Source organism: Stenotrophomonas sp. CFBP 13724 (assembly GCF_014841975.1).
GTDB classification, from domain to species: domain Bacteria; phylum Pseudomonadota; class Gammaproteobacteria; order Xanthomonadales; family Xanthomonadaceae; genus Stenotrophomonas; species Stenotrophomonas lacuserhaii.
In genome coordinates, this window is record NZ_JACYUW010000002.1 from 414,634 (window position 1) to 435,896 (window position 21,263).

At 67.7% G+C, this 21,263-nt stretch carries 18 protein-coding genes, 1 tRNA gene and 1 pseudogene; 13 read left to right on the forward strand and 7 right to left on the reverse strand.

Going from position 1 to position 21,263, the window contains the following annotated elements; genetic code table 11:
- Positions 1-108: 108 nt before the first annotated feature.
- The 5 genes and pseudogenes from sufT to IFT63_RS12880 all read left to right on the forward strand — a co-directional run.
- Positions 109-660, forward strand: coding sequence for a putative Fe-S cluster assembly protein SufT (sufT, locus tag IFT63_RS12860; protein WP_042613066.1), 552 nt, complete (start codon positions 109-111; stop codon positions 658-660).
- Between the two features lie 66 nt (positions 661-726).
- A complete protein-coding gene (locus tag IFT63_RS12865; protein WP_042613067.1) occupies positions 727-1,821 on the forward strand; it encodes a branched-chain amino acid aminotransferase in 1,095 nt (364 codons plus the stop codon).
- A gap of 447 nt (positions 1,822-2,268) precedes the next feature.
- Positions 2,269-4,020, forward strand: coding sequence for a S8 family peptidase (locus IFT63_RS12870; RefSeq protein WP_182657533.1), 1,752 nt, complete (start codon positions 2,269-2,271; stop codon positions 4,018-4,020).
- Between the two features lie 554 nt (positions 4,021-4,574).
- Positions 4,575-6,083, forward strand: a complete 1,509-nt coding sequence (locus tag IFT63_RS12875) for a S8 family peptidase (protein WP_342450496.1) — start codon at positions 4,575-4,577, stop codon at positions 6,081-6,083.
- A gap of 172 nt (positions 6,084-6,255) precedes the next feature.
- Positions 6,256-7,614, forward strand: a pseudogene (locus tag IFT63_RS12880) (S8 family peptidase); the annotation flags it as partial.
- Between the two features lie 67 nt (positions 7,615-7,681).
- Here IFT63_RS12880 and IFT63_RS12885 read toward each other — a convergent pair.
- The 3 genes from IFT63_RS12885 to wrbA form a co-directional block, all read right to left on the reverse strand.
- Positions 7,682-8,167 carry an asparaginase domain-containing protein gene (locus IFT63_RS12885; protein ID WP_192084619.1) on the reverse strand — a complete coding sequence of 162 codons (486 nt, stop codon included), beginning with the start codon at positions 8,165-8,167 and terminating at the stop codon, positions 7,682-7,684.
- Between the two features lie 77 nt (positions 8,168-8,244).
- Positions 8,245-8,583: a DUF2069 domain-containing protein gene (locus tag IFT63_RS12890; RefSeq protein ID WP_192084493.1), complete on the reverse strand. Its 339-nt coding sequence runs from the start codon at positions 8,581-8,583 to the stop codon at positions 8,245-8,247.
- The gene (gene wrbA, locus IFT63_RS12895; protein ID WP_042613072.1) at positions 8,583-9,173 is read right to left on the reverse strand and encodes an NAD(P)H:quinone oxidoreductase; all 591 of its coding nucleotides are present in this window, start codon (positions 9,171-9,173) and stop codon (positions 8,583-8,585) included. The genes IFT63_RS12890 and wrbA overlap by 1 nt, the downstream gene beginning before the upstream one ends.
- A 77-nt stretch (positions 9,174-9,250) precedes the next feature.
- Here wrbA and IFT63_RS12900 point away from each other — a divergent pair, with 77 nt between their 5' ends.
- A complete protein-coding gene (locus tag IFT63_RS12900; protein WP_042613073.1) occupies positions 9,251-10,525 on the forward strand; it encodes a YihY family inner membrane protein in 1,275 nt (424 codons plus the stop codon).
- A complete protein-coding gene (locus IFT63_RS12905) occupies positions 10,522-11,118 on the forward strand; it encodes a TlpA disulfide reductase family protein (RefSeq protein WP_192084495.1) in 597 nt (198 codons plus the stop codon). The genes IFT63_RS12900 and IFT63_RS12905 overlap by 4 nt, the downstream gene beginning before the upstream one ends.
- A 54-nt stretch (positions 11,119-11,172) precedes the next feature.
- On the opposite strand, the gene ppk2 is transcribed toward IFT63_RS12905, so the two are convergent.
- The 4 genes from ppk2 to hemA are packed head-to-tail and all read right to left on the reverse strand — an operon-like array spanning position 11,173 to position 16,046.
- Complete coding sequence (ppk2, locus tag IFT63_RS12910) at positions 11,173-11,946, reverse strand: polyphosphate kinase 2 (RefSeq protein WP_192084497.1); 774 nt, start codon at positions 11,944-11,946, stop codon at positions 11,173-11,175.
- Positions 11,947-11,992: 46 nt separating this feature from the next.
- Positions 11,993-13,696 (reverse strand): tetratricopeptide repeat protein, encoded by a 1,704-nt coding sequence (locus IFT63_RS12915; protein ID WP_192084499.1) that lies wholly within the window; start codon positions 13,694-13,696, stop codon positions 11,993-11,995.
- 3 nt (positions 13,697-13,699) lie between these two features.
- Positions 13,700-14,785, reverse strand: coding sequence for a peptide chain release factor 1 (gene prfA, locus IFT63_RS12920; protein ID WP_192084501.1), 1,086 nt, complete (start codon positions 14,783-14,785; stop codon positions 13,700-13,702).
- Positions 14,763-16,046, reverse strand: coding sequence for a glutamyl-tRNA reductase (gene hemA, locus IFT63_RS12925; protein WP_191771594.1), 1,284 nt, complete (start codon positions 16,044-16,046; stop codon positions 14,763-14,765). The genes prfA and hemA overlap by 23 nt, the downstream gene beginning before the upstream one ends.
- 63 nt (positions 16,047-16,109) lie before the next feature.
- Here hemA and IFT63_RS12930 point away from each other — a divergent pair, with 63 nt between their 5' ends.
- The 6 genes from IFT63_RS12930 to IFT63_RS12955 all read left to right on the forward strand — a co-directional run bounded on the left by IFT63_RS12930 (position 16,110) and on the right by IFT63_RS12955 (position 21,240).
- The gene (locus tag IFT63_RS12930) at positions 16,110-17,798 is read left to right on the forward strand and encodes a tetratricopeptide repeat protein (protein WP_192084503.1); all 1,689 of its coding nucleotides are present in this window, start codon (positions 16,110-16,112) and stop codon (positions 17,796-17,798) included.
- Positions 17,795-18,451 carry a lipoprotein insertase outer membrane protein LolB gene (lolB, locus tag IFT63_RS12935; protein ID WP_192084505.1) on the forward strand — a complete coding sequence of 219 codons (657 nt, stop codon included), beginning with the start codon at positions 17,795-17,797 and terminating at the stop codon, positions 18,449-18,451. Before IFT63_RS12930 ends, lolB begins: the two co-directional genes overlap by 4 nt.
- Positions 18,448-19,320 carry a 4-(cytidine 5'-diphospho)-2-C-methyl-D-erythritol kinase gene (gene ispE / locus IFT63_RS12940; protein WP_192084507.1) on the forward strand — a complete coding sequence of 291 codons (873 nt, stop codon included), beginning with the start codon at positions 18,448-18,450 and terminating at the stop codon, positions 19,318-19,320. Before lolB ends, ispE begins: the two co-directional genes overlap by 4 nt.
- 12 nt (positions 19,321-19,332) lie before the next feature.
- Positions 19,333-19,409: transfer RNA gene (locus IFT63_RS12945), tRNA-Gln, on the forward strand.
- Between the two features lie 138 nt (positions 19,410-19,547).
- Positions 19,548-20,507, forward strand: coding sequence for a ribose-phosphate diphosphokinase (locus IFT63_RS12950; RefSeq protein ID WP_042614861.1), 960 nt, complete (start codon positions 19,548-19,550; stop codon positions 20,505-20,507).
- Positions 20,508-20,616: 109 nt separating this feature from the next.
- On the forward strand, positions 20,617-21,240 hold the full coding sequence (locus IFT63_RS12955) for a 50S ribosomal protein L25/general stress protein Ctc (RefSeq protein ID WP_042614860.1): 624 nt from the start codon (positions 20,617-20,619) through the stop codon (positions 21,238-21,240).
- Positions 21,241-21,263 lie beyond the last annotated feature (23 nt).

The window sequence follows — 21,263 nt, forward strand, 5'->3', positions numbered from 1 at the left end:
TGGATGCCAACAGGATACTGGGTTTGCCGCAGTGCACGGGCGGGCGCCGGGCCGCTGGGCTAAAATGTCGCCTTGCGCGGCGCGTCCGCAGCCCCCAGATCGAGCCTCATGTATTCCCGTAGCAGTGAACCAGTCCACTTCGAACGCGACTGCGAGGCCGTCATGGTCCCGCAGGGCGAAACGGTGACCCTGCCCGCCGGCAGCTATGGCTATATCACCCAGGCCCTGGGTGGCAGCTATACGGTGTTCGTCGAAGGCAACCTGTTCCGCATCGCGGGGCGGGATGGCGATGCCATCGGCAAGGAGGCCCCGGCACCGCTGGAGCTGCCCGACGACGCCAGCGATGAACAGGTCGAACAACTGGTGTGGCAGCAGCTGCGCACCTGCTTCGACCCGGAGATCCCGTTCAACATCGTCGACCTCGGCCTGGTCTACGAAGTGGAGCTCAAGCACCTGGACGATGGCCGCCGCGAAGTCGACGTCAAGATGACCCTGACCGCGCCCGGCTGCGGCATGGGCGACATCCTGGTCGACGACGTGCGCAGCAAGCTGGAAATCATCCCCACCGTGGCCGAGGCCGACGTGGAACTGGTGTTCGATCCACCATGGGGCCGCCACATGATGTCCGAGTCGGCGCGCCTGGAAACCGGCATGCTCTGACCCGACCGTACGCCGCCCGCGTGGTGGAATCCCGGTAACAACCGCAACCAGAACAGGAAACATCCGGTGTCCCAGTCCAACATCAGCTTCGACGTCACCCGCTCGGCCCATCCGCGCAGCGCCGATGAGCGCGCCGCCATCTTGGAAAAGCCGGGCTTCGGCCTGCACTTCACTGACCACATGGTGGAAGTGCGCTGGGACAAGGACACCGGCTGGCACAACGCCAACGTGCGCCCGTACGGTCCGCTGCTGCTGGATCCGGCCGCCGCGGTGCTGCATTACGGCCAGGAAATCTTCGAAGGCATCAAGGCCTACCGGCATGCCGACGGTTCGGTGTGGACCTTCCGTCCCGATGCCAATGGTCGTCGCCTGCAGCGTTCGGCACAGCGCCTGGCGCTGCCGGAACTGCCGGTGGATATCTTTGTCGAATCGCTGAAGCAGCTGGTCGCACTGGACAAGGACTGGGTGCCGTCGGCCGACGAATCCAGCCTGTACTTCCGGCCGTTCATGATCGGCGATGAAGCGTTCCTCGGCGTGCGCGGCGCGCACAAGGCCGGTTACTACGTGATCGCCAGCCCGGCCGGCCCGTACTTCGCCAAGGGCGTGGCGCCGGTGTCGATCTGGCTGTCCACCGAATACGCGCGCGCGGCCAAGGGCGGCACCGGCGCGGCCAAGTGCGGTGGCAACTATGCGGCTTCGCTGCTGCCGCAGCAGAAGGCGCAGGCGCAGGGCTGCTCGCAGGTGCTGTTCCTGGACCCCACCGAAGGCAAGTACCTGGAAGAGCTGGGCGGCATGAACGTCTTCCTGGTCTACAAGGACGGCACCCTGGTGACCCCGCAGCTGTCGGGCAGCATCCTGGAAGGCATCACCCGCGAAAGCATCCTGCAGCTGGCCCGCGACCGTGGCATGAAGGTGGAAGAGCGCAAGGTCAGCATCGACGAGTGGAAGCAGGGCGTGGCGTCGGGCGAGATCACCGAAGTGTTCGCCTGCGGTACCGCCGCGGTGGTGACCCCGATCGGCCAGCTGAAGGGCGAAGGCTTCGAAGTCGGCGACATCAACGCGCCCGCCGGTGAAGTGACCCTGTCGCTGCGCAAGGAACTGACCGACATCCAGTACGGTCGTCTGCCAGACCGCCACGGCTGGCTGGTCAAGCTGGGCTGAGCGGCTGACGGTGCCCCGCCGAGCATGGCTCGGCGCTACAGCACCTCGCAGGTCCAAGGGTGTAGCCGGTAGCGCTGCGCCATGCTCGGCGGAATCCCACGGAAAGCCCGTCCCCCGCGACGGGCTTTTTTGTTGGTGGCCGATGTCGGCATGGTCACGGCGGGACAAGCCAAGGACAGGTCCGGACCGTAAAAACCACGTGAAAGTTCCTTCACCTTTACAAATTTTAGACACCAAAAGTCTCAGTTCCGACATTTCATGTCACTGAAGTGGGGCTGAAACGTTGTCGTCAATGGCTCGAACCGACTAGCTTCGGCCTTGTGGACAGCGCACGGGGGACTGTCCGCCCCGGTACCGATTCCTGCCAGTGCAGCGCAGCCTGCGAATCGCGACCGGCGCCCTCTGCCGAATCCGGCATCCATGTCAGAACCCAGAAAAGGAAATCCGATGTCCCAGGTTTCGCAACCGCGTTTGCGTCAGCGTGCAGTGGTCGTCATGGGGGCCTCCGTGCTCACCTCGTTGCTGCTGGTAGCCCCGGCGTTCGCCGGCGACGTCCACCTCAGCGGCCTGTCGTCCGCGCCGACCCACAAGCAGTTCATCGTCAAGTTCCGCGACAACAGCGCGCCGCTGGCCACGCCGTCAGCCCTGGCGAGCTCACTCAAGACCGCGGCATCGGGCCTGTCGGCTGCGCAGGGACGCGCGCTGGGCCTGCAGCAGGTGCGCCGGCTGGCGGTGGGCCCGAGCGTGGTCCGGGCAGATCAGCCGCTGGATGCCGCGCAGGCCGAAATGCTGATGCGCAGGCTCGCCGCCGATCCCAACGTGGAGTACGTGGAGGTCGACCAGATCATGCGGCCGACCCTGGTGCCAAACGATGCCCGCCTCGGCGAACAGTGGGGCTTCGGTACGTCCAACGCGTCCATCAACGTGCGCCCGGCGTGGGACAAGTCCACCGGCACCGGCGTAGTGGTGGCGGTGATCGACACCGGCATCACCAGCCATCCGGATCTGAATGCCAACATCCTGCCCGGCTATGACTTCATCAGCGACGCGGCGATGGCACGCGATGGTGGTGGGCGCGACAACAACGCCAACGACCAGGGCGACTGGTACGCCGCAAACGAATGTGGCGCGGGCTATCCGGCCTCCAACTCCAGCTGGCATGGCACCCACGTGGCCGGCACCATCGCCGCGGTGACCAACAACAGCACCGGCGTAGCCGGTACGGCCTACAACGCCAAGGTGGTGCCGGTGCGCGTGCTCGGCAAGTGCGGCGGCTATACCTCCGACATCGCCGACGCCATCGTCTGGGCTTCCGGCGGCACTGTCAGCGGCGTGCCGGCCAATGCCAATCCGGCCGAAGTGATCAACATGTCCCTCGGCGGGGGGGGCAGCTGCTCGGCCACCTACCAGAACGCGATCAACGGTGCAGTGGGGCGGGGTACCACCGTGGTGGTGGCCGCCGGCAACGAAGCCAGCAACGTCTCCACGTCGGTCCCGGCCAACTGCGCCAACGTGATCGCGGTGGCAGCCACCACCAACACCGGCGCCAAGGCCAGCTTCTCCAACTACGGTGCCGGCATCGACATCTCCGCGCCGGGCCAGGCCATCCTGTCCACCCTCAACACCGGCACCACGGTGCCGGCCTCGGCGACCTACGCGTCCTACAACGGCACCTCGATGGCGGCCCCGCACGTGGCCGGCGTGGTGGCGTTGATGCAGTCGGTGGCACCGAGCGCGCTCACCCCGGCGCAGGTGGAAACCATCATCAAGAACACCGCGCGCGCCCTGCCGGGTGCCTGCTCCGGTGGCTGCGGTGCGGGCATCGTCAACGCCGATGCGGCGGTGGTGGCGGCGCAGGGCGGCGGCGGTGGCAACCCGGATCCGGGCACCGGCACGGTGCTGCAGAACAACGTAGCGGTGGGGGGGCTGGGCGCCGCTTCCGGTGCGGCGCTGAGCTACACCGTTACCGTTCCCAGTGGTGCCACCCAGCTGCGCGTGGCGATCAGCGGCGGCAGTGGTGATGCCGACCTGTACCTGCGCCAAGGCAGCGCGCCGACCGACAGCACGTACGCCTGCCGTCCCTACCTGAGCGGCAACAACGAGACCTGCACCATCAGCAACCCGGCCGCAGGTACCTGGCACGTGCGGATCAAGGCCTACAGCACGTTCTCCGGTTTGACCGTGCGCGCGCAGTACTGACGGAAGTCGTTCCAGCGTGTCTCCTGACGCCCCGGCCCTGCCGGGGCGTCGTCGTATCGGCCTGACCTTGGCGGTGCCCTGCGGTCGGGCGTTACGGCGACTCCATTAACGGAGACCACCTCGGCGCAGCTACGGCTTTTCCCGATGATGGGCGGCGTTGCAGGCGCGCAGCATGAGCGTGCCGGTTGCGCCGTGACGGTGTTGAATGCCGATCATCGCGTCGCCAGTGACAATGCCTGCTGCGGCTTTTTTCCTCTGCGCAGTGACAGGTGTCGTCCCACTGCGAGGAGTCAGCAAACATGTCCACCCATTGCCGTGTGCTTACCCGGTCCCATCCCGTCGCTGCAGCCGTTGCCCTCGCGGTGGCGGGTTTTTGCGCGAGCCCGCTTTCCCATGCCGGTAACGTCGATCTGCAAGGGCTGGCCGGCAACACCGCGCATCAGCAGTTCATTGTCACCTATCGGCCGGGCAGTGCACCGGCATCGTCACTGGCAGGCGCTGCGCGAAGCTTGCAGCGGGCGGCGGATGCGCTTCCCCGCAAAGGCGGCAGGGCGGTGCAGGTCCGCGCACTGCGGCGCATGGCGATCGGCAGCACGGTCGTGCGTACCAGCGTTCCCCTGGATGCCGCCGAGGCCGAACAGCTGCTCCGCGCGCTGGCACTGCAGCAAGACGTGGACGCCGTGCAGTTGGATGCCATCCTGCGGCCTTCATGGGATCCCGATGATCCGCGGCTGGCCGAGCAATGGGCCTTCGGCGCCAGCAACGCCTCGCTGGGTATCCGCCCTGCCTGGGACATCGCCCATGGCAAAGGCGTGGTGGTGGCGGTCATCGACACGGGCATCACCGGCCATCCCGACCTCGACGCCAACATCCTCCCGGGATACGACTTCATCAGCGATCCGGCGATGTCCCGCGATGGCGATGGGCGCGATGGCGATGCTACCGATGCAGGCGATTGGTACCCTCCCGGTGAATGCAGCTCCGCTGGCGGTTCGCGTTCGAGCTGGCACGGTACGCATGTGGCCGGCACCGTTGCAGCATCGACCCACAACGGCATCGGCGTGGCCGGCACTGCGTTCAATGCCAAGGTGGTGCCAGTGCGCGTACTGGGCCGCTGTGGCGGGTTCCAGTCGGACATCGCCGATGGCATCGTCTGGGCCGCAGGCGGGCGGGTGCCAGGGGTGGCGGACAATCCGCATCCAGCGCAGGTGGTCAATCTTTCACTGGGTGGCTTCGGCACCTGCGACCGGGCCAGCCAGGCCGCGGTGGATACAGCCATTGCCCATGGTGCGTCGGTGGTCGTGGCGGCGGGCAATTCCAATGACGATGTAGCGCGTTACCGGCCGGCGAACTGTCGCGGCGTGATCGCCGTGGCGGCCACCAACGCCGCAGGCAGCCGCGCATCCTTCTCCAACTACGGTGCGCGCATCACGGTGGCCGCGCCGGGCGAAAGCATCCTGTCCACCTTGAATGATGGGCAGCAGGGCCCGGCACAACCCAGCTATGCCGCTTACAGCGGCACCTCGATGGCGGCCCCGCACGTGGCGGGCGTGGTCGCGCTGATGCAATCAGTGGCGCCCAAGCCGTTGCTGCCCGCGCAGGTGGACGCCTTGCTGCGAAGTGCCGCACGGCCGTTGCCCGGTACCTGTACCGGCGGCTGCGGCGCCGGGCTGGTCGACGCTGCCGTCGTCGTCGCCAAGGCGGCCGCCGGCGATACCGGTCCGGATCCAGACCCCGATCCGGACCCCGATCCCTCGGACCTGGAAAACGACGTACCGGTCAGGGGACTGAGCGGCACTGCCGGGAGCGAGCGCTGGTACACCTTCAACGTGCCGGCGGGCAGCAACATGCTGGTGGTGCAGATCGGCGAAGGATCCGGCGACGTTGATCTATATGCGCGCCATGCGGTCAGGCCCACCGATACCGAATACGACTGCCGCCCCCAGGGCACGGGCAACAGCAAGACCTGCGTGCGCATCTGGCCGGGCACTGGAACCTGGCACATACGGATCAAGGCAATCAGCGATTACAGCGGACTCATGGTCAAGGCCAAGGCCGAATAGGGCGCAGGTCCTGAACGACTGATCCGCCGAACGTGCCGGCCGCGGGACGAGGTCGAGGAATCCGCGTTATTCCACTGCGCAGTGCGCCTGCTGCGCAGTGAGTGGATACCCGATACCGGCTCTGGCCCGACAAGCACAAAGTCGACTGGCCACAAACAGACGGAGTATCCGCATGAAGATGTCCTGCAAAGAAACATTCCTGTCTCCCGCCATTGCCTGCGTGCTGGTGGCGATGTACAGCGCACCGGCCCATGCCGGCGACGTAGATCTTTCCGGCCTGGTGCAGTCGGACACCCATCAGCAGTTCATCGTCCACCTGCGTGAAGGGAGCGCGCTGGGCGAGGATGAAGGCGCGATGCAGGCGGCACTGGTCCGTGCCGGATCCGGTCTGCGCATGGCAACCGGCGGCATGCAGGTGCTGCGCCAGATGGCCACCGGGCCGATGGTGGTGCGCGCGGGAAAATCGCTGGACCGCGCGCAGGCCGGTGCCTGGATGGCGGCCATGGCGAGTGATCCAGACGTGGACCACGTGCAGGTGGACCGCATCCTGACGCCGGCGCTGGACCCCAACGATCCGCGCTTGAACGAACAGTGGGGCTTCTCCAACAGTGCCGCATCACTCAACGTGCGGTCGGCGTGGGACAAGGCCACCGGCGCCGGGCAGGTGGTGGCGATCATCGACACCGGCCGCACCCGCCATCCGGAACTGGACGCCAATACGCTGCCGGGTTACGACTTCATCAGCAACGGCAGCATGGCCGGCGACGGCAATGGTCGGGATGACAACCCGGATGACGTCGGCGACAGCCAGTGGGGCCGACCCTCCAGCTGGCATGGCACCCACGTGGCCGGTACCGTTGCCGCGGCCACGAATAATGGGCAGGGGGTCGCCGGAACGGCCTTCAACGCCAAACTGGTGCATGTCCGCGTCCTCGGCAAGGGCGGCGGTTACACCTCGGACATCGCCGACGGCATGGTGTGGGCCGCGGGTGGCACCGTCAGGGGCATTCCGCGCAATGCAAATCCCGCCAAAGTGCTGAACCTGTCGCTGGGCGGCCAGGGAGCCTGCGATCGCGCATCACAGGCCGCCGTGGACGGCGCGATCCAGAACGGTGCAACGGTGGTTGTTGCAGCGGGAAACAGCAACGCGGATGTGTCGCGATTCAATCCGGCCAACTGCCGTGGGGTGGTGGCGGTGGCGGCCACGACCTCACGCGGTGCGCGTGCGGGTTTTTCCAACTATGGCAGGGGAATCACCCTGGCGGCGCCGGGTGAGAACATCCTTTCCACCTTGAACAGTGGACGCACCTCGCCGGGTGCGCCTGCCTATGCCGCCTACAACGGCACCTCGATGGCGGCCCCGCACGTCGCCGGCGTAGTGGCGCTGATGCAGTCGGCTGTGGATGGCCGTCTTACGCCTGCGCAGGTCGCCGATATCCTGAAAGAGACCGCGCGACCGCTGCTGGTGGCTTGCCCGCAAGGCTGCGGGGCAGGCATGGCAGATGCCGACTCCGCCGTGGACCGGTCCATCGAAGTGGTGGCATCGCAGTGAGGTGATGCAGCGCAGGAGCCGCCCGGGAGAGGCAGCTCCTGAGCGGTCAGGCCGCTTCGAAACGGTTCTCGGCCACGTTCTTGCGGACGCTCTGCGGATCCCAGATGCGCCCGTTCATCGCGATGTACACGCCGGCGGCCAGCGACTGCACCGCGCCGATGGCGCAGCCGATGTTGAACTCGGCATCGGAACCGCGGAAGCGCGCGGGACTCAACGCGCCGGTCATCACGATGGTCTTGTCCGGGATGGTGGCCAGCACCTTGCCGGTGGCCACCATCGAATCGGTGCCGTGGGTGACCAGCACGTGGCGGGTAGGCTGCGCGGCGATGGTGGCGCGGATCAGTTCGCGGTCGTCATCGCTGATATGCAGCGAATCCTTGCGCAGGATCGGGATGACGTTGAAGCGGAAAGTCACGCCCAGCTCGCGCAGGATCATGCCGATCTGCGGATCGCCGATCTGGTAATCCGATTTGTCGTCGAAGTAGATCTTGTCGATCGTGCCACCGGTGGTGACGATCAGGAGGTCTTCCATCATGGGCATGTCTTCGGAGCCTGGAACGGCGCTGCAGGAACAGGAACGCAGATGATACCGGCCCCCGGTGGGGGCCGTCAGCGTTGCTTTCGGCTGAAACGGGCACGCAGGCCGGGCAGGCTGCCGGCGAAGATCACCAGCAGCGACAGGCAGATCGCCAGCCACGCCAGCGCGCGCGTTTCGGCATGGCTCCAGGCGCTCATCACGCCATGGCTGAACCAGCCCAGCGCCAGCACGCTGGCCCAGAAGCCGGCCTTGCGCCAGCCCATCCGCAGCGCGATCGCCAGCGCCAGCGGCGGGGCAGTGAACACCAGCTGGGTCGCCAGCCAGTGGCGGTCGTTGATGAACCAGCCGGCGTACAGCGCCGCCTGGCCCATCAGGGCGAGCAGCAGCACGGTGCGCGCGGTGGTGGCCATCAGGCCAGCCGCCGTGCGATATCGGCGACCCGTCGGCCAAGCGCGCGGGCCAGGCTGGCTTCGTCCTCGCTGGGCTGCGGGTCATCATTGGCGCCTGCCACGTGGCTGGCACCGTAGGGCGTGCCGCCGCTGGTGGTGTGGCTCAACGCCGCTTCAGTGAACGGAATGCCGACGATCAGGCAACCGTGGTGGAGCAACGGCAGCTGCATGGACAGCAGGGTGGATTCCTGGCCCCCATGCATCGAGGCGGTGGAGGTGAACACGGCCGCCGGCTTTCCGGCCAGCGTGCCATTGACCCACTCCGCGCCCAGGCCATCCAGGAAGTGCTTCATCGGGGCGGCCATGTTGCCAAACCGGGTGGGACTGCCGAGCAGCAACCCATCGCACTCGGCGAGGTCTTCGACGCTGACATACGGCGCGCCTTCATCGGGTACCGGTGGACGCGCGGTCTGGGTCACGGCGGCCACGGCGGGCACGCTGCGCACGCGCGCGGCCATGCCCGGAACCTCGCCGATGCCCCGCGCGATCTGCCGCGCCAGCCGTGCCACCGAACCGCCTCGGCTGTAGTAGAGCACCAGGATCTCGCCCATCTTCGACCCGCTTTCTCGTTCAGGAGACGCCAGTATGGCTATCCTGCGGCCATCCTGCATCGGGTACCCTTGCGCCGATGGAACCGTTGAACACGATCAATCTATGGATGGAGCGCGCGCGCGACCGTCCGCGCGCGGCCAGCTTCGGCCGTTTCCTGTGGCGGCGTTTCCTGGATGACCGCCTGTTCCAGGCCGCTGCCGCGCTGGCCTACACCACCGTGTTCGCCCTGGTACCGCTGGCCATCGTGGTGTTCGGCGTGCTGTCCGCCTTCCCGGTGTTCGATCGCTGGAGCGACCAGCTCAGCGACTACGTGTTCTCCAACTTCGTGCCCAGCGCGGCGCGTGCGGCAGAAGGCTACCTGCGGCAGTTCAGCGCCAGCGCCGGCCAGCTCACCGCCGCCGGCTTCATCGCGCTGGTGATCTCGCTGCTGATCACGCTCAACAGCGTGGAAGAAACCTTCAACCAGATCTGGCGGGTGGGATCGTCGCGGCCCAAGCTGACCCGCTTCCTGGTTTACTGGACCGTGCTGACCCTCGGTGCGATGTTGGCGGCGGCCTCGCTGGCAGTCTCGGCGCGGGTGTTCGCGCTGCCGCTGTTCGGTACCCAGGAAGGACGGTGGCTGGCCGATTTCTCGCTGCGGCTGGCCCCGGTGCTGATCGAGTTCGTGTGCATCACGCTGGTGTACCGCGTGGTGCCGCACCACACGGTCAAATGGAAGCATGCGGTGCCCGGCGCGATCCTGGCGGCGATCCTGCTGGAACTGGTGAAGTGGGGCATCGGCGCCTACCTGGGCAGCTTCCAGTCCTACCAGAAGCTGTACGGCACCGTCGCCTTCGTGCCGATCCTGCTGCTGTGGATCTACCTGTGCTGGGTGGCGGTGTTGCTGGGCGCTTCGCTGGCCTCTTCGATGGCCGCCTTCCGCTACCAGCCGGCGGAACTGCGCCTGCCGCAGGGGTATGAGTTCTACGCGCTGCTGCGCCTGCTCGGCCGCTTCCAGCAGGCGCGCGCGATGGGCAAGGGCCTGGAGGACGACGAAATCCTGCAGCACGAGCCGATGATGACCGACTCGCTGCTACAGCAGTTGCTGTGCGACATGGAGCGGATCGCACTGCTGCGCCGCGCCGAGAACGGTGAGTGGATGCTGGCGCGTGACCTGGAGCAGTTGACCCTGGCCGACCTGTACGAGTCCACCCAGCTGCGCATCCCGGTGGCCGAAGCGCACCTGCCCTATCGCCAGGACAGCCTGGGCCAGGCCGCGCTGGCGGCGCTGGACGAACTGCGCCTGCCACTGCGTGAGAAACTCAAGCGTCGCGTCAGCGACATCTATCCCCCCGGAGATACGCCCCGATGAGATCCACGTTGTTGGTCGTCACCCTGTCCGTTCTCTTGGCCGCCTGCAAGCCGGCCGCCGAACCTGCGGCCACCGCACCGGCCGCCGCGCCGCCTGCTGCCGACGCAGCCACGCCAGCGCCTGCCGCCGACCCGGATGCGGCGCTGGGCGCAGCCGATGGTGCAGCGTCTGCAGAGCGGGTCACGGCCGAGTTCCCGACCCTGAAGGTCAAGACCGTGGACGGCGCCGACTATGACCTGGCGGCGCACCGCGGCAAGTGGGTGGTGGTCAACTTCTGGGCCACCTGGTGCGCTCCCTGCCGCAAGGAGATGCCCGAGTTGTCCGCACTGCATGCGATGCGCAGCGAGATCGAAGTGGTCGGGCTGGCGTACGAGGAAATCGAACCGGTGGACATGCAGGCCTTCCTGAAGGAACGGCCGGTGACCTATCCGATCGCCATCGTCGACCCGTACGATCCGCCGGCCGACTTCGCCACTCCGCGCGGCCTGCCGCTGACCCACCTGGTGAATCCGCAGGGCAAGGTGGTGCATTCGTTCGTGGGTCCGGTCACCGCGGCGGACATCGAAGCGCGCATCGCCGGCAGCAGATCCTGATGTCAGGGTGAGGTTCCTTTTGCAGCGCAAAAGGAACCTCACCCCGAAGCACTGTCAGACCACGTCCGGGATCGGCTCCAGCAGCCCGTAGTGCTCGCGGTGCAGCTTGCCTTTCAGCTTCGGCAGCTTTGGCAGCGCCTCCTCGACACGGGTATCGGGCAGGCGGTCCAGCAGGTCGCGCACCAGGGTCAGCCGACCGGTGCGCTGGTCGTTGAAATCCACCAGCGTCCACGGCGCATGGCTGTGGTGGGTGGCCTGCAGCATGGCCTCGCGCGCCTGGGTGTAGGCCTCGTACTTGTCGCGCGACTGCAGGTCCACCGGTGACAGCTTCCAGCCCTTCAGCGGGTCGGCGTGGCGCTCGGCGAAACGTTCCTCCTGCTGCGCCTGGTCCACCGCCAGCCAGTACTTGAACAGCAGAATGCCGTCGTCCACCAGCAGGTGTTCGAACACCGGCGCCTGCTGCAGGAACTGCCGGTACTGCGCATCGCTGCAGTAACCCATCACCCGTTCCACGCCGGCGCGGTTGTACCAGCTGCGGTCCATCAGCACGATCTCACCGGCGGCGGGCAGGTGGCTGGCATAGCGCTGGAAGTACCACTGCGTGGCTTCGCGGTCGGTCGGTTTGGGCAGTGCGACCACCCGGCATTGGCGGGGGTTGAGGTGCTGGCTGATGGCCTGGATGGCGCCGCCTTTGCCCGCGGTGTCGCGCCCTTCGAACAGCACCAGCACGCGCTGGCCGGTGAGCTGCACCCATCGCGCCATGGTGGTCAGTTCCAGCTGCATCGGTTCCAGCAGGGCCTCGTAGGCCTTGCGCTTCAGCTTTGCCATCGAAGGCTCCCGTCGGGTGGAAGCCCCAGTGTGCCGCGTGCGCGGTTCAGGCGGTGTGCGCGCCCTGCCAGCCCCGTTCGCTGGCCAGCTGTTGCAGCATCCAAGACAGGTCGGTGGCGAAGCCGGCCATGTCGAACAGGCCGCTGCCGGCGCGTGCCTGGGCCAACTGCGTGCGCAGCGTCGCCAGTGCGGGGCGGTCGTTGCCCAGCGCCGTGGCGCGGCCGACGAAGGCTGCATCATCGGTGACATTCATCCCGGCCATGCCGAGGTGGTGGTTCAAGCTGCCGGCCACGCGCGCGGCGAAGGTAGCGCCGGGGCAGGTCAGTACCGGGCAACCGGCCCACAGCGCGTCCGAGGCGGTGGTATGCGCGTTGTACGGATGGGTATCCAGGAACAGGTCGGCCAACGCATAGCGGGCGAGGTACTGGGCATGCGGCAGCTTGGCCATGAACACCAGCCGCGCCGGATCCACGCCTGCCGCGCGCGCTGCATCACGCAGGCGGGCATCGGCGCGGCCCGGTCCGGACAGCAGCCACAGCACGCTGCCGGGTACGCCCTGCAGTACCTGGAAGGCCCGCGCCATGCTGCGCGGATTCAATTTATAGCTGTTGTTGAAACAGCAGAACACCACGCCCTTTTCCGGCAGCCCGCATGCCGCGCGCGACGGGGCGGGCTGCAGCGCGCGGGTGTTGTCCGAGGGCTGGAAGGCACGCGGCAGGCGCACGACGCGCTCACTGAAGTGCGCCTCCAGCGCGGCCGGCAGCACGAAGTCGTCGGCCAGCACCACGTCCATCCACGGTGCACCGGAGGTGCCCGGATACGCGAGCCAGTTGACCTGCACCGGGGCCGGGCGCAGGGCAAGCACTTCCGGTACGCCGCCACCGCCCCAGCCGCGCAGGTCGAACAGCACGTCGATGCCTTCGGCACGGATCCGTGCGGCCACGTCGGCATGCCGCAGGCCAGCCACGTCGTGCAGGCGGGTGGCCGCGCACAGACGCTGGCGGATCGGGCTGCCATCGTCGCCGTTGAGCGCGAACAGATGGATGTCCAGCGCCGTGTCCTGCCGCAGGTGTTCGAACACCGCCACGGTCAGCAGGCCGGTGGGGTGCGCGCCGAAGCCGTTGGACAGCAGGCCGATGCGCAGCGGGCCGCGTTGCCGCACCGCGGCCGGCGGCAGCGGCCGCACGCCGCTGAACTGCGCCGCGCGCAGCCGCGCGCAGGCCAGCTGTTCGGCAGCGCTGGCGTCTTCGCTGAGGAAGGCGAACGGCTCTACCGCGCCCTGATCGCGCGAAACGGCATCGCGGACCTGCCGTGACAGCGCATCAACGTCCTGCCAGTCGCACAGGCGCCGCTGCCAGGCCAGCCGCTGGGCGGCGATGTAGGGCTCATCGGGCAGCAGCGCGTGGGCACGTCGGTAGGCATCGGCCGCGCCCTCGGCATCGCCGGCATCTTCCAGTGCGTGGCCGAGCCACAACGCAATGCCGGGGTGCTGCGGCGCGCTGGCCGCAGCCTCGCCGAGCAGCTGTGCGGCATCGCCGTGCGCGCCGGCCATCCACGCCACCCGGCCCAGCCGGGCCAGCGCCTCGGGATGCCGCGGGCGCAGCTGCAGGGCACGGCGCGCGGCCTGTTCGCCCGCTGCCAGGTCACCGGCTTCCAGTTCGGCATCGGCCAGCATCACCCAGGCGATGAAGTCCGTCGGCTGGCGGCGTACCGCCTGCTGCAACTGCTGGCGCGGGCTGGCGGGCTGCATCGATCAGGCCGACGCCGCCAGCTGGGCCAGTGCATCGGCCTGGTGTTCCTGCGACAGCCGCTGCAGCAGCGCGTCCATGTCCCCGGTCATCACGTTGGGCAGGTCATACAGGGTCAACCCTTCCACGCGGTGGTCGGTGATACGGCCCTGCGGGAAGCTGTAGGTGCGGATGCGCTGGCTGCGGTCTCCGCTGCCGACCTGCAGGCGCCGCGACGCCGCCTGCGCTGCGTCCTGGCGCGAACGCTCGGCATCCAGCAACTGCGCTTTCAGGCGCTTCATCGCCTTGTCGCGGTTGGCGTGCTGGCTGCGTTCGGTCTGGCATTCCACCACCACCCCGGTCGGGACGTGGGTGATACGGATGGCCGATTCGGTCTTGTTGACGTGCTGGCCACCGGCGCCGGAGGAACGGAACGTATCCACCCGCAGGTCGGCCGGATTGATCTGCACCTCGTCGATTTCATCGGCTTCGGGGATGATCGCCACCGTCGCCGCCGAGGTATGGATGCGGCCCTGCGATTCGGTGGCGGGCACCCGCTGCACCCGATGCGTGCCGGATTCGAATTTCAGCCGCGAGAACGCGCCGCGCCCGACCACCCGGGCCACCACTTCCTTGTAGCCGCCGTGCTCGCCCGGGCTGTCCGATTCGATCTCGACTTTCCAGCCCTGGCGCTCGGCGTAGCGCGCGTACATGCGGAACAGATCGCCGGCGAAGATCGCCGCTTCGTCGCCGCCGGTGCCGGCGCGCACTTCCAGGAACAGGTTGCCTTCGTCGCGCGGGTCGCGCGGCACCAGCAGCAGCGCCAGGGCCTGGTCCAGCTGCGCCAGGCGGGCCTGCGCGGCCTCGACTTCTTCCTCGGCCAGCTCACGCAGGTCCGGGTCGGCGCGCATCGCCTCGGCGGCGGCCAGGTCGTCCTTGGCGCGGCGCTCTTCGGCAAGCGCGGTGGCGACCGGTTCCAGCTGGGCGAACTCGCGCGAAAGATCGCGGAAGCGCTTGTTGTCGGCCACCACGCTGGGGTCGGAAAGCAGGCGTTCGAGTTCTTCGCGGCGCTCGGCCAGCGCTTCAAGCTTACGGCGCAGGGTCGGCGTCATCAGGTCTCACGGCAGGATGGTGGTATCCCGGCTGCGCCGGGAACAGGCGCTCGGCGGCGCGGGTCAGGTCGGCATCTCCGCTCAGCGCGGCGGCGCGCAGGGCAGCGGTGGGCGGGTGCAGCAAGCGGTTGGTGAGGCCATGGGCGAGCAGTTCCAGCACTTCATCGGCCGGCTTGCCGTTGGCCAGCTGTGCCCGCGCGCGCTCCAGCATTTCCGCGCGGGTGGTCTCGCCGAACGCGCGCAGCTGCCTGAGCGGGGCGTGGTGGGTGCCGGCCTGCTGGGTTTCCACGAAGCGTGCGACCTGCAGTTCGATGATCGCTTCGGCTTCGGCGGCGGCTTCGCGGCGGCTGCGGCGGTTGTCTTCCACCGCCCGCTCCAGGTCGTCCACCGTATACAGGAAGGCGTCGTCCAGGCTGGCCACGCTGGCTTCGATGTCGCGCGGCACGGCCAAGTCGAACAGCAGCATCGGCTTGTGCCGACGGGCGCGCAGCGCGGTGGCGACGGCCTCGCGGTGGATCACCGGCTCGCGTGCGGCCGTGGCGGAAAACACGATGTCCGCTTCGGCAAGATGACGGTCCAGCTCGGCCAGCGGCAAGGCCACGCCACCGTGCCGGCTGGCCAGGTCCTGGGCGTGGGCCAGGGTGCGGTTGGCGATCAGCAGGCGGCGCACCTTGCCATCGCTGAGGTGGCGCGCGGCCAGTTCGATGGTTTCCCCGGCGCCGACCAGCAACACGGTGGAATCGTCCAGCCGCGCAAAGGAATTCTGCGCCAGCCGCACCGCGGCAGAAGCTACCGAGACCGGGTTGGCGCCGACTTGGGTATCAGTCCGCGCGCGCTTGGCCACCGAGAAGGTCTGCTGGAACAGCCGGTCCAGGCGCTGGCCGAGCAGGCCATGTTCGCGTGCCACCGACCAGGCGTCCTTCACCTGGCCCAGGATCTGCGGTTCACCCAGCACCATCGAATCCAGCCCGGTGGCGACGCGGAACAGGTGGCGCACCGCATCGGCGTCGGCGTGCTGGTACAGATAGCCCTGCAGGTCGCCGGCCTGGCCCTGCAGCCACTGGTTCAGGGCGGTCTCGGAGTCGGCCACCGCATACAGTTCGGTGCGGTTGCAGGTGGACAGCAGCACCGCCTCGGCGATCTGTGGGGTATTGCGCAACGAACCGAGCGCGCGCGGCAGGGCGTCACCGGCGAAGGCTGCGCGTTCGCGCAGGTCCACCGGTGCGGTCTGGTGATTCAGTCCGAGCACCCACAGGGTCATTGTTCAGTTGCTTGCGATAAGCTGCTGGCCATAGGCACACATTTTAAGGCCCCAATGCCGTCGATGCCCGCATTGATTCGCATCTCCAGTGTTCTGCTGCTCAGCCTGATGGCTGGCGACGCGCTGGCAGCCCCCTCCGTCGCCCGCGTGCTGGACCAGGCCGAACGCGGCCAGGAGCCGTCGCTGGAGCCCGCGCTGGTGGGCGAATTCGCTCTGCAGGCGGGCAAGCTGCCCGACTCGGCCGCGCAGTACCTGCTCGCCGCGCAGGCCAGTGACGGTGACGCCGGACTGGCCGAACGGGCCACCCGGATCGCCATGCTGGCCAATGATGACGCCCGTGCCGCGCAGGCGCTGGCGCTGTGGCAGCAGCGCGCACCGCGCTCGCTGTCGATGCGCAGCGCCGCTGCGGCGCTGGCCATGCGCCAGGGCAAGCCGGAGCGTGCGACCACTGAACTGAAGGCGTTGCTGGCCGCGCCCGGCGAGGAAGGCTGGCGCTTCACCCTGGCCGCGCTGGTCGGTGGCGGGCGCGATCCGGGGGTGCCGGCGCAGGTACTCGAAGCGCTGGTCCAGGCCGACGCGATTCCCAACCGGATCGAGGTCTGGCAGGAATTCGGCCGCTTGGCGATGCGCATGGACAAGCCCGAGCTGGCCCAGCGCATGGTCGACGAAGTGGTGCGCCGGTTCCCGCAGGATCCGCGCGTGGCCTTGCTGCGCGCCAGCCAGTTGCAGCAGACCGGGCGCAAGGCGGAGGCCGTGGTGGTGCTGCAGGCGCTGGAGCCGCAGACCCGCACCAGCGTCGACCTGCGTAATGCCGTGGCCATCGCCTACGACGGCATGAACGAGACAGTGGCCGCCGAGCGCGTACTGTCCAGCGGCCCGCAGGACACCCAGACCTACGGCATGCGCGCCTCGCTGCTGGCCAAGCAGGACGACGCCACCGCGCTGACCGCGCTGTACGCCGAGCTGTCGCGTGCGGCCAGCAAGCCGGATCCGGCGCAGCGCCTGCTGCTGGGCAAGATCGCCGAATACCTCAAGCGCTACCAGGAAGCGGTGGACTGGTACCACAGCGTGCCCGGCGGCGATGAGCTGAGCGAAGCACGCCTGCGCGCGGCCAATGCGCAGGGCCTGCTGGGCAACCAGGCCAAGGCACTGGAAGAAGTGCGTGCGGTGCAGTCCGATGCGGTGCTGGCCGAAGAAGCGCGCCGCGACGCCTATCTGCTGGAAGCCGAGCTGCGCCTGCGGGCCGGCGACGAGGCCGGCGAGCTGGACGCGTTGGCGCGCGGGCTGGCCGCCTATCCCGACGAGAACGCGCTGTTGTATGCGCGCGCCCTGGCCTGGGAGCGCCGCGATGACATTCCGCGCGCGGAGGCCGACCTGCGCAAGGTGCTGGTCACCGAACCGGAAAATGTCGCCGCATTGAATGCCTTGGGCTACACCCTGGCCGACCGCACCCACCGCTACCAGGAGGCGTTGGAGCTGATCGACCGCGCCCGCGTGGCTGAGCCGGACAACCCGGCCATCATCGACAGCCACGGTTGGGTGCTGTATCGGCTGGGCCGCAACGAGGAGGCGCTGGTGCAGCTGCGCCGCGCCTATGGGCTGGCAAAGGATGCCGAGATCGCCGTGCACCTGGGCGAAGTGCTGTGGGTGATGGGCCGCCAGGACGAGGCGCGGCGCTACTTCGACGAAGCCGCCAAGCTGGATCCCGACAACCGCGCGCTGCAACGCGTCCGTGAGACCTTCAAGCCATGATGCATTCGATGACCCGGCCGTTGCTGCTGGCAACGGTCACCCTGGCGCTGGCCGCCTGTACCTCGGTCGGTTCGCAGAAGACCCCGGTGCCGGACGTGGCCTATAGCGTATCGCCGGCTGCCGAACGTGCCGAAGCAGCACGCGTGCAGGCGCTGCGGGCCCAGCCCGACTGGTCGTTCCAGGGCCGGGTGGCGGTCAGCAAGGGAAAGAACGGCGGCAGTGGCCGCATTGAATGGGATCAGCAGGGCAGTGCCTACCAGGTCCAGCTCAGTGCCCCGGTGACCCGGCAGAGCTGGCGCCTGCAAGGCGATGCCGTGCAGGGCAATGGTCGGCTGGAAGGGCTGGACGGTGGCCCGCGCGAGGGCGCCGATGCGCAGGCGGTCCTGCTCGAGGCGACCGGCTGGGACATCCCGGTCAACCAACTGCCCGACTGGACCCGTGGACTGGTGCTGGAAGGCAGCGGCGAAGCCGCCTTGCAGCGCGACGCCGAAGGACGGCCGCGCCAGCTGCGGCAGGCCGGATGGCAGGTGGATTACCTGGACTGGTACCCGGTGCAGGACGGCCGACAGTCGCTGCCGCGGCGTATCGAAGCCAGCAAGGGCGACGCCAAGGTGCGTCTGGTGGTCGACCAGTGGGGCGCGGCCGGTCCATGAATCCGTCGCATGATGACGCCGACGGCTGGTCCTGGTGGCCGGCTCCGGCAAAGCTGAATCTGTTCCTCCACATCACCGGCCGTCGCGCCGATGGCTACCACCAGCTGCAGACCGTGTTCCGGCTGCTGGACTGGGGTGACCGGATCGGACTTCGCCTGCGCCAGGACGGGCAGGTGCGCCGCCAGGGGCCGTCGCTTCCCGGGGTGGCGGAGGCCGATGATCTGGCGGTAAGGGCTGCGATTGCGCTAAAAAATGCGGCGAACACCTGCCAAGGTGTCGATATCGTTGTCGAAAAGCACGTTCCAGCAGGTGGTGGTTTCGGCGGTGGATCATCCGATGCGGCGACCGTGCTGGTGGCACTGAACCATCTTTGGGGCACCGGGCTGGGCCCGGACGCGCTGGCCGCACTGGGCCTGCAGCTGGGTGCGGACGTGCCGGTTTTCGTCCGCGGGCACAACGCCTGGGCCGAGGGCGTAGGGGAGCAGCTGACCCCCATCGCGCTCCCAGCGGCCTGGTATGTGATCGCCGATCCGGGCGTCCACGTGCCCACTCCGGCCCTTTTTGCAGATCCGGATTTGACGCGCGACAGTCCAATGGCGAAAATAGAGGACTTCGTTTCCGGATACCTGTCCGGCAATGCGTTCGAACCGGTGCTGCGCCGCCGCGAGCCTGCCGTAGAGGCTGTGCTGGCTGCGTTGAGCAACATCGGCACGGCGCGGCTGACAGGGTCGGGAAGTGGGTGCTTCGTCGAGTTCCCTTCGCAGCAGGCTGCGCAGGCGGGCAGGGCGGGGTTGTCCAAGGAGTTGCGGGCGTGGGTGGTGGCAGGCGTCGGCCGGTCACCACTGCTGGATGCACTCGAGCGTAACTGATTCATTTGATGCAGGGGCGTCGCCAAGAGGCCCAAGGCACCAGGTTTTGATCCTGGCATTCGGAGGTTCGAATCCTCCCGCCCCTGCCACTTGCGGCTTGGTCCGCGCCAACCAGCGCAGCTGTCTGCGCGGGACGTGGAAATGCCGTGGTGCAATCAGCCGCAGGGGCCTTTGGGCGCCTGGGGTAACCCGATCTCCGCCACTCGCCCCCGCCCGAGACAATCATGATGCAAGATTCGCCCAACCTGCTGGTCTTTTCCGGCAACGCCAACAAACGCCTCGCACAGAACATCTGCAAGGAACTGGGCGTGCGTCCGGGCAAGGCGTTGGTGTCGCACTTCTCCGATGGGGAAGTGCAGGTCGAAATCGAAGAGAACGTCCGCAAGCAGGACGTCTTCGTGATCCAGCCGACCAGTGCGCCCAGCGCAGAGAATCTGATGGAACTGCTGGTGCTGATCGACGCGCTCAAGCGCGCATCGGTGGCCAGCGTCACCGCAGTAGTGCCGTACTTCGGCTACTCGCGCCAGGATCGCCGCATGCGGTCTTCGCGCGTGCCGATCACCGCCAAGCTGGCGGCGAAGATGTTCAGCACCGCCGGTGCCGATCGGGTGTTGACCGTGGACCTGCATGCCGACCAGATCCAGGGCTTCTTCGACATCCCGGTGGACAACGTGTACGCCTCGCCGCTGCTGCTCGCCGATATCTGGCGCGCCTACGGCACCGAAAACCTGATCGTGGTGTCCCCGGACGTGGGTGGCGTGGTGCGCGCGCGCGCCGTGGCCAAGCGCCTGGACGATGCCGACCTGGCGATCATCGACAAGCGCCGTCCGCGCGCCAACGTCTCCACTGTGATGAACATCATCGGTGATGTCGAAGGCAAGACCTGCGTGATGGTCGATGACATCGTCGATACCGCCGGCACCCTGTGCGCCGCTGCTGCTGCCCTGAAGGCGCGCGGCGCGCTCAAGGTCGCGGCGTACTGCACCCATGCGGTGCTGTCCGGTCCGGCGGTGGACAACATCACCAATTCGCAGCTCGATGAGCTGGTGGTGACCGATACCATCCCGCTGAAGGACGCCGCGCGGGTCTGCAGCAAGATCCGCCAGCTCAGCGTGGCGGAGATGCTGGCCGAAACGATGCGCCGCATCGCCTTCGGTGAGTCGGTCAGCTCGTTGTACGTGGATTGATTTTTTTCGTTCCGGCCGGTAACGGCAGGGACCTCCAAGGGCACTTCTGGTCGCGGAAGTGCCTTCATCCGCCCCGCCACACGGCAGGGCACCCAACAGGTAGTAGAAAATGTCCAAGACCCATGAAATCAAGGTCACCAAGCGTGAACTGCAGCGCAAGGGTGCGAGCCGCCGCCTGCGTCACGCTGGCGTGATCCCGGCGATCGTCTACGGCGGCAACGCCGAGCCGGTCGCCATCAGCCTTGACCACAATGAAATCTGGCTGGCCCAGTACAACGATTGGTTCTACTCGTCCATCCTGGACCTGAACCTCGATGGCAAGGTTGAGCGCGTGCTGCTGCGTGACATGCAGCGCCACCCGTTCAAGCAGCTGATCCTGCACCTGGATTTCCTGCGCGTGAACGAGAACGAAGTCCTGACCGCTTCGGTGCCGCTGCACTTCATCAACGAAGAAACCTCGCCGGCTGGCAAGGCTTCGGACATCGTGGTCACCCACGAAGTGAAGGAAGTGACCGTGTCCTGCCTGCCGAAGGACCTGCCGGAGTCGATCGAAGTCGACCTGGGCGCCCTGGAAGCCGGTGGCGTGATCCATCTGTCCGACCTCAAGCTGCCGAAGGGCGTTGAGCTGCCGGCGCTGGCGCTGGGCAAGGATCACGACGATGCCGTGGTCACCGCCAAGCACGGCAAGGAAGACGCTGCCGACGCTGCCGAAGACGCAGAAGCCGCAGAGTAATGCCGTTGCGGCGCCTGTCCCCC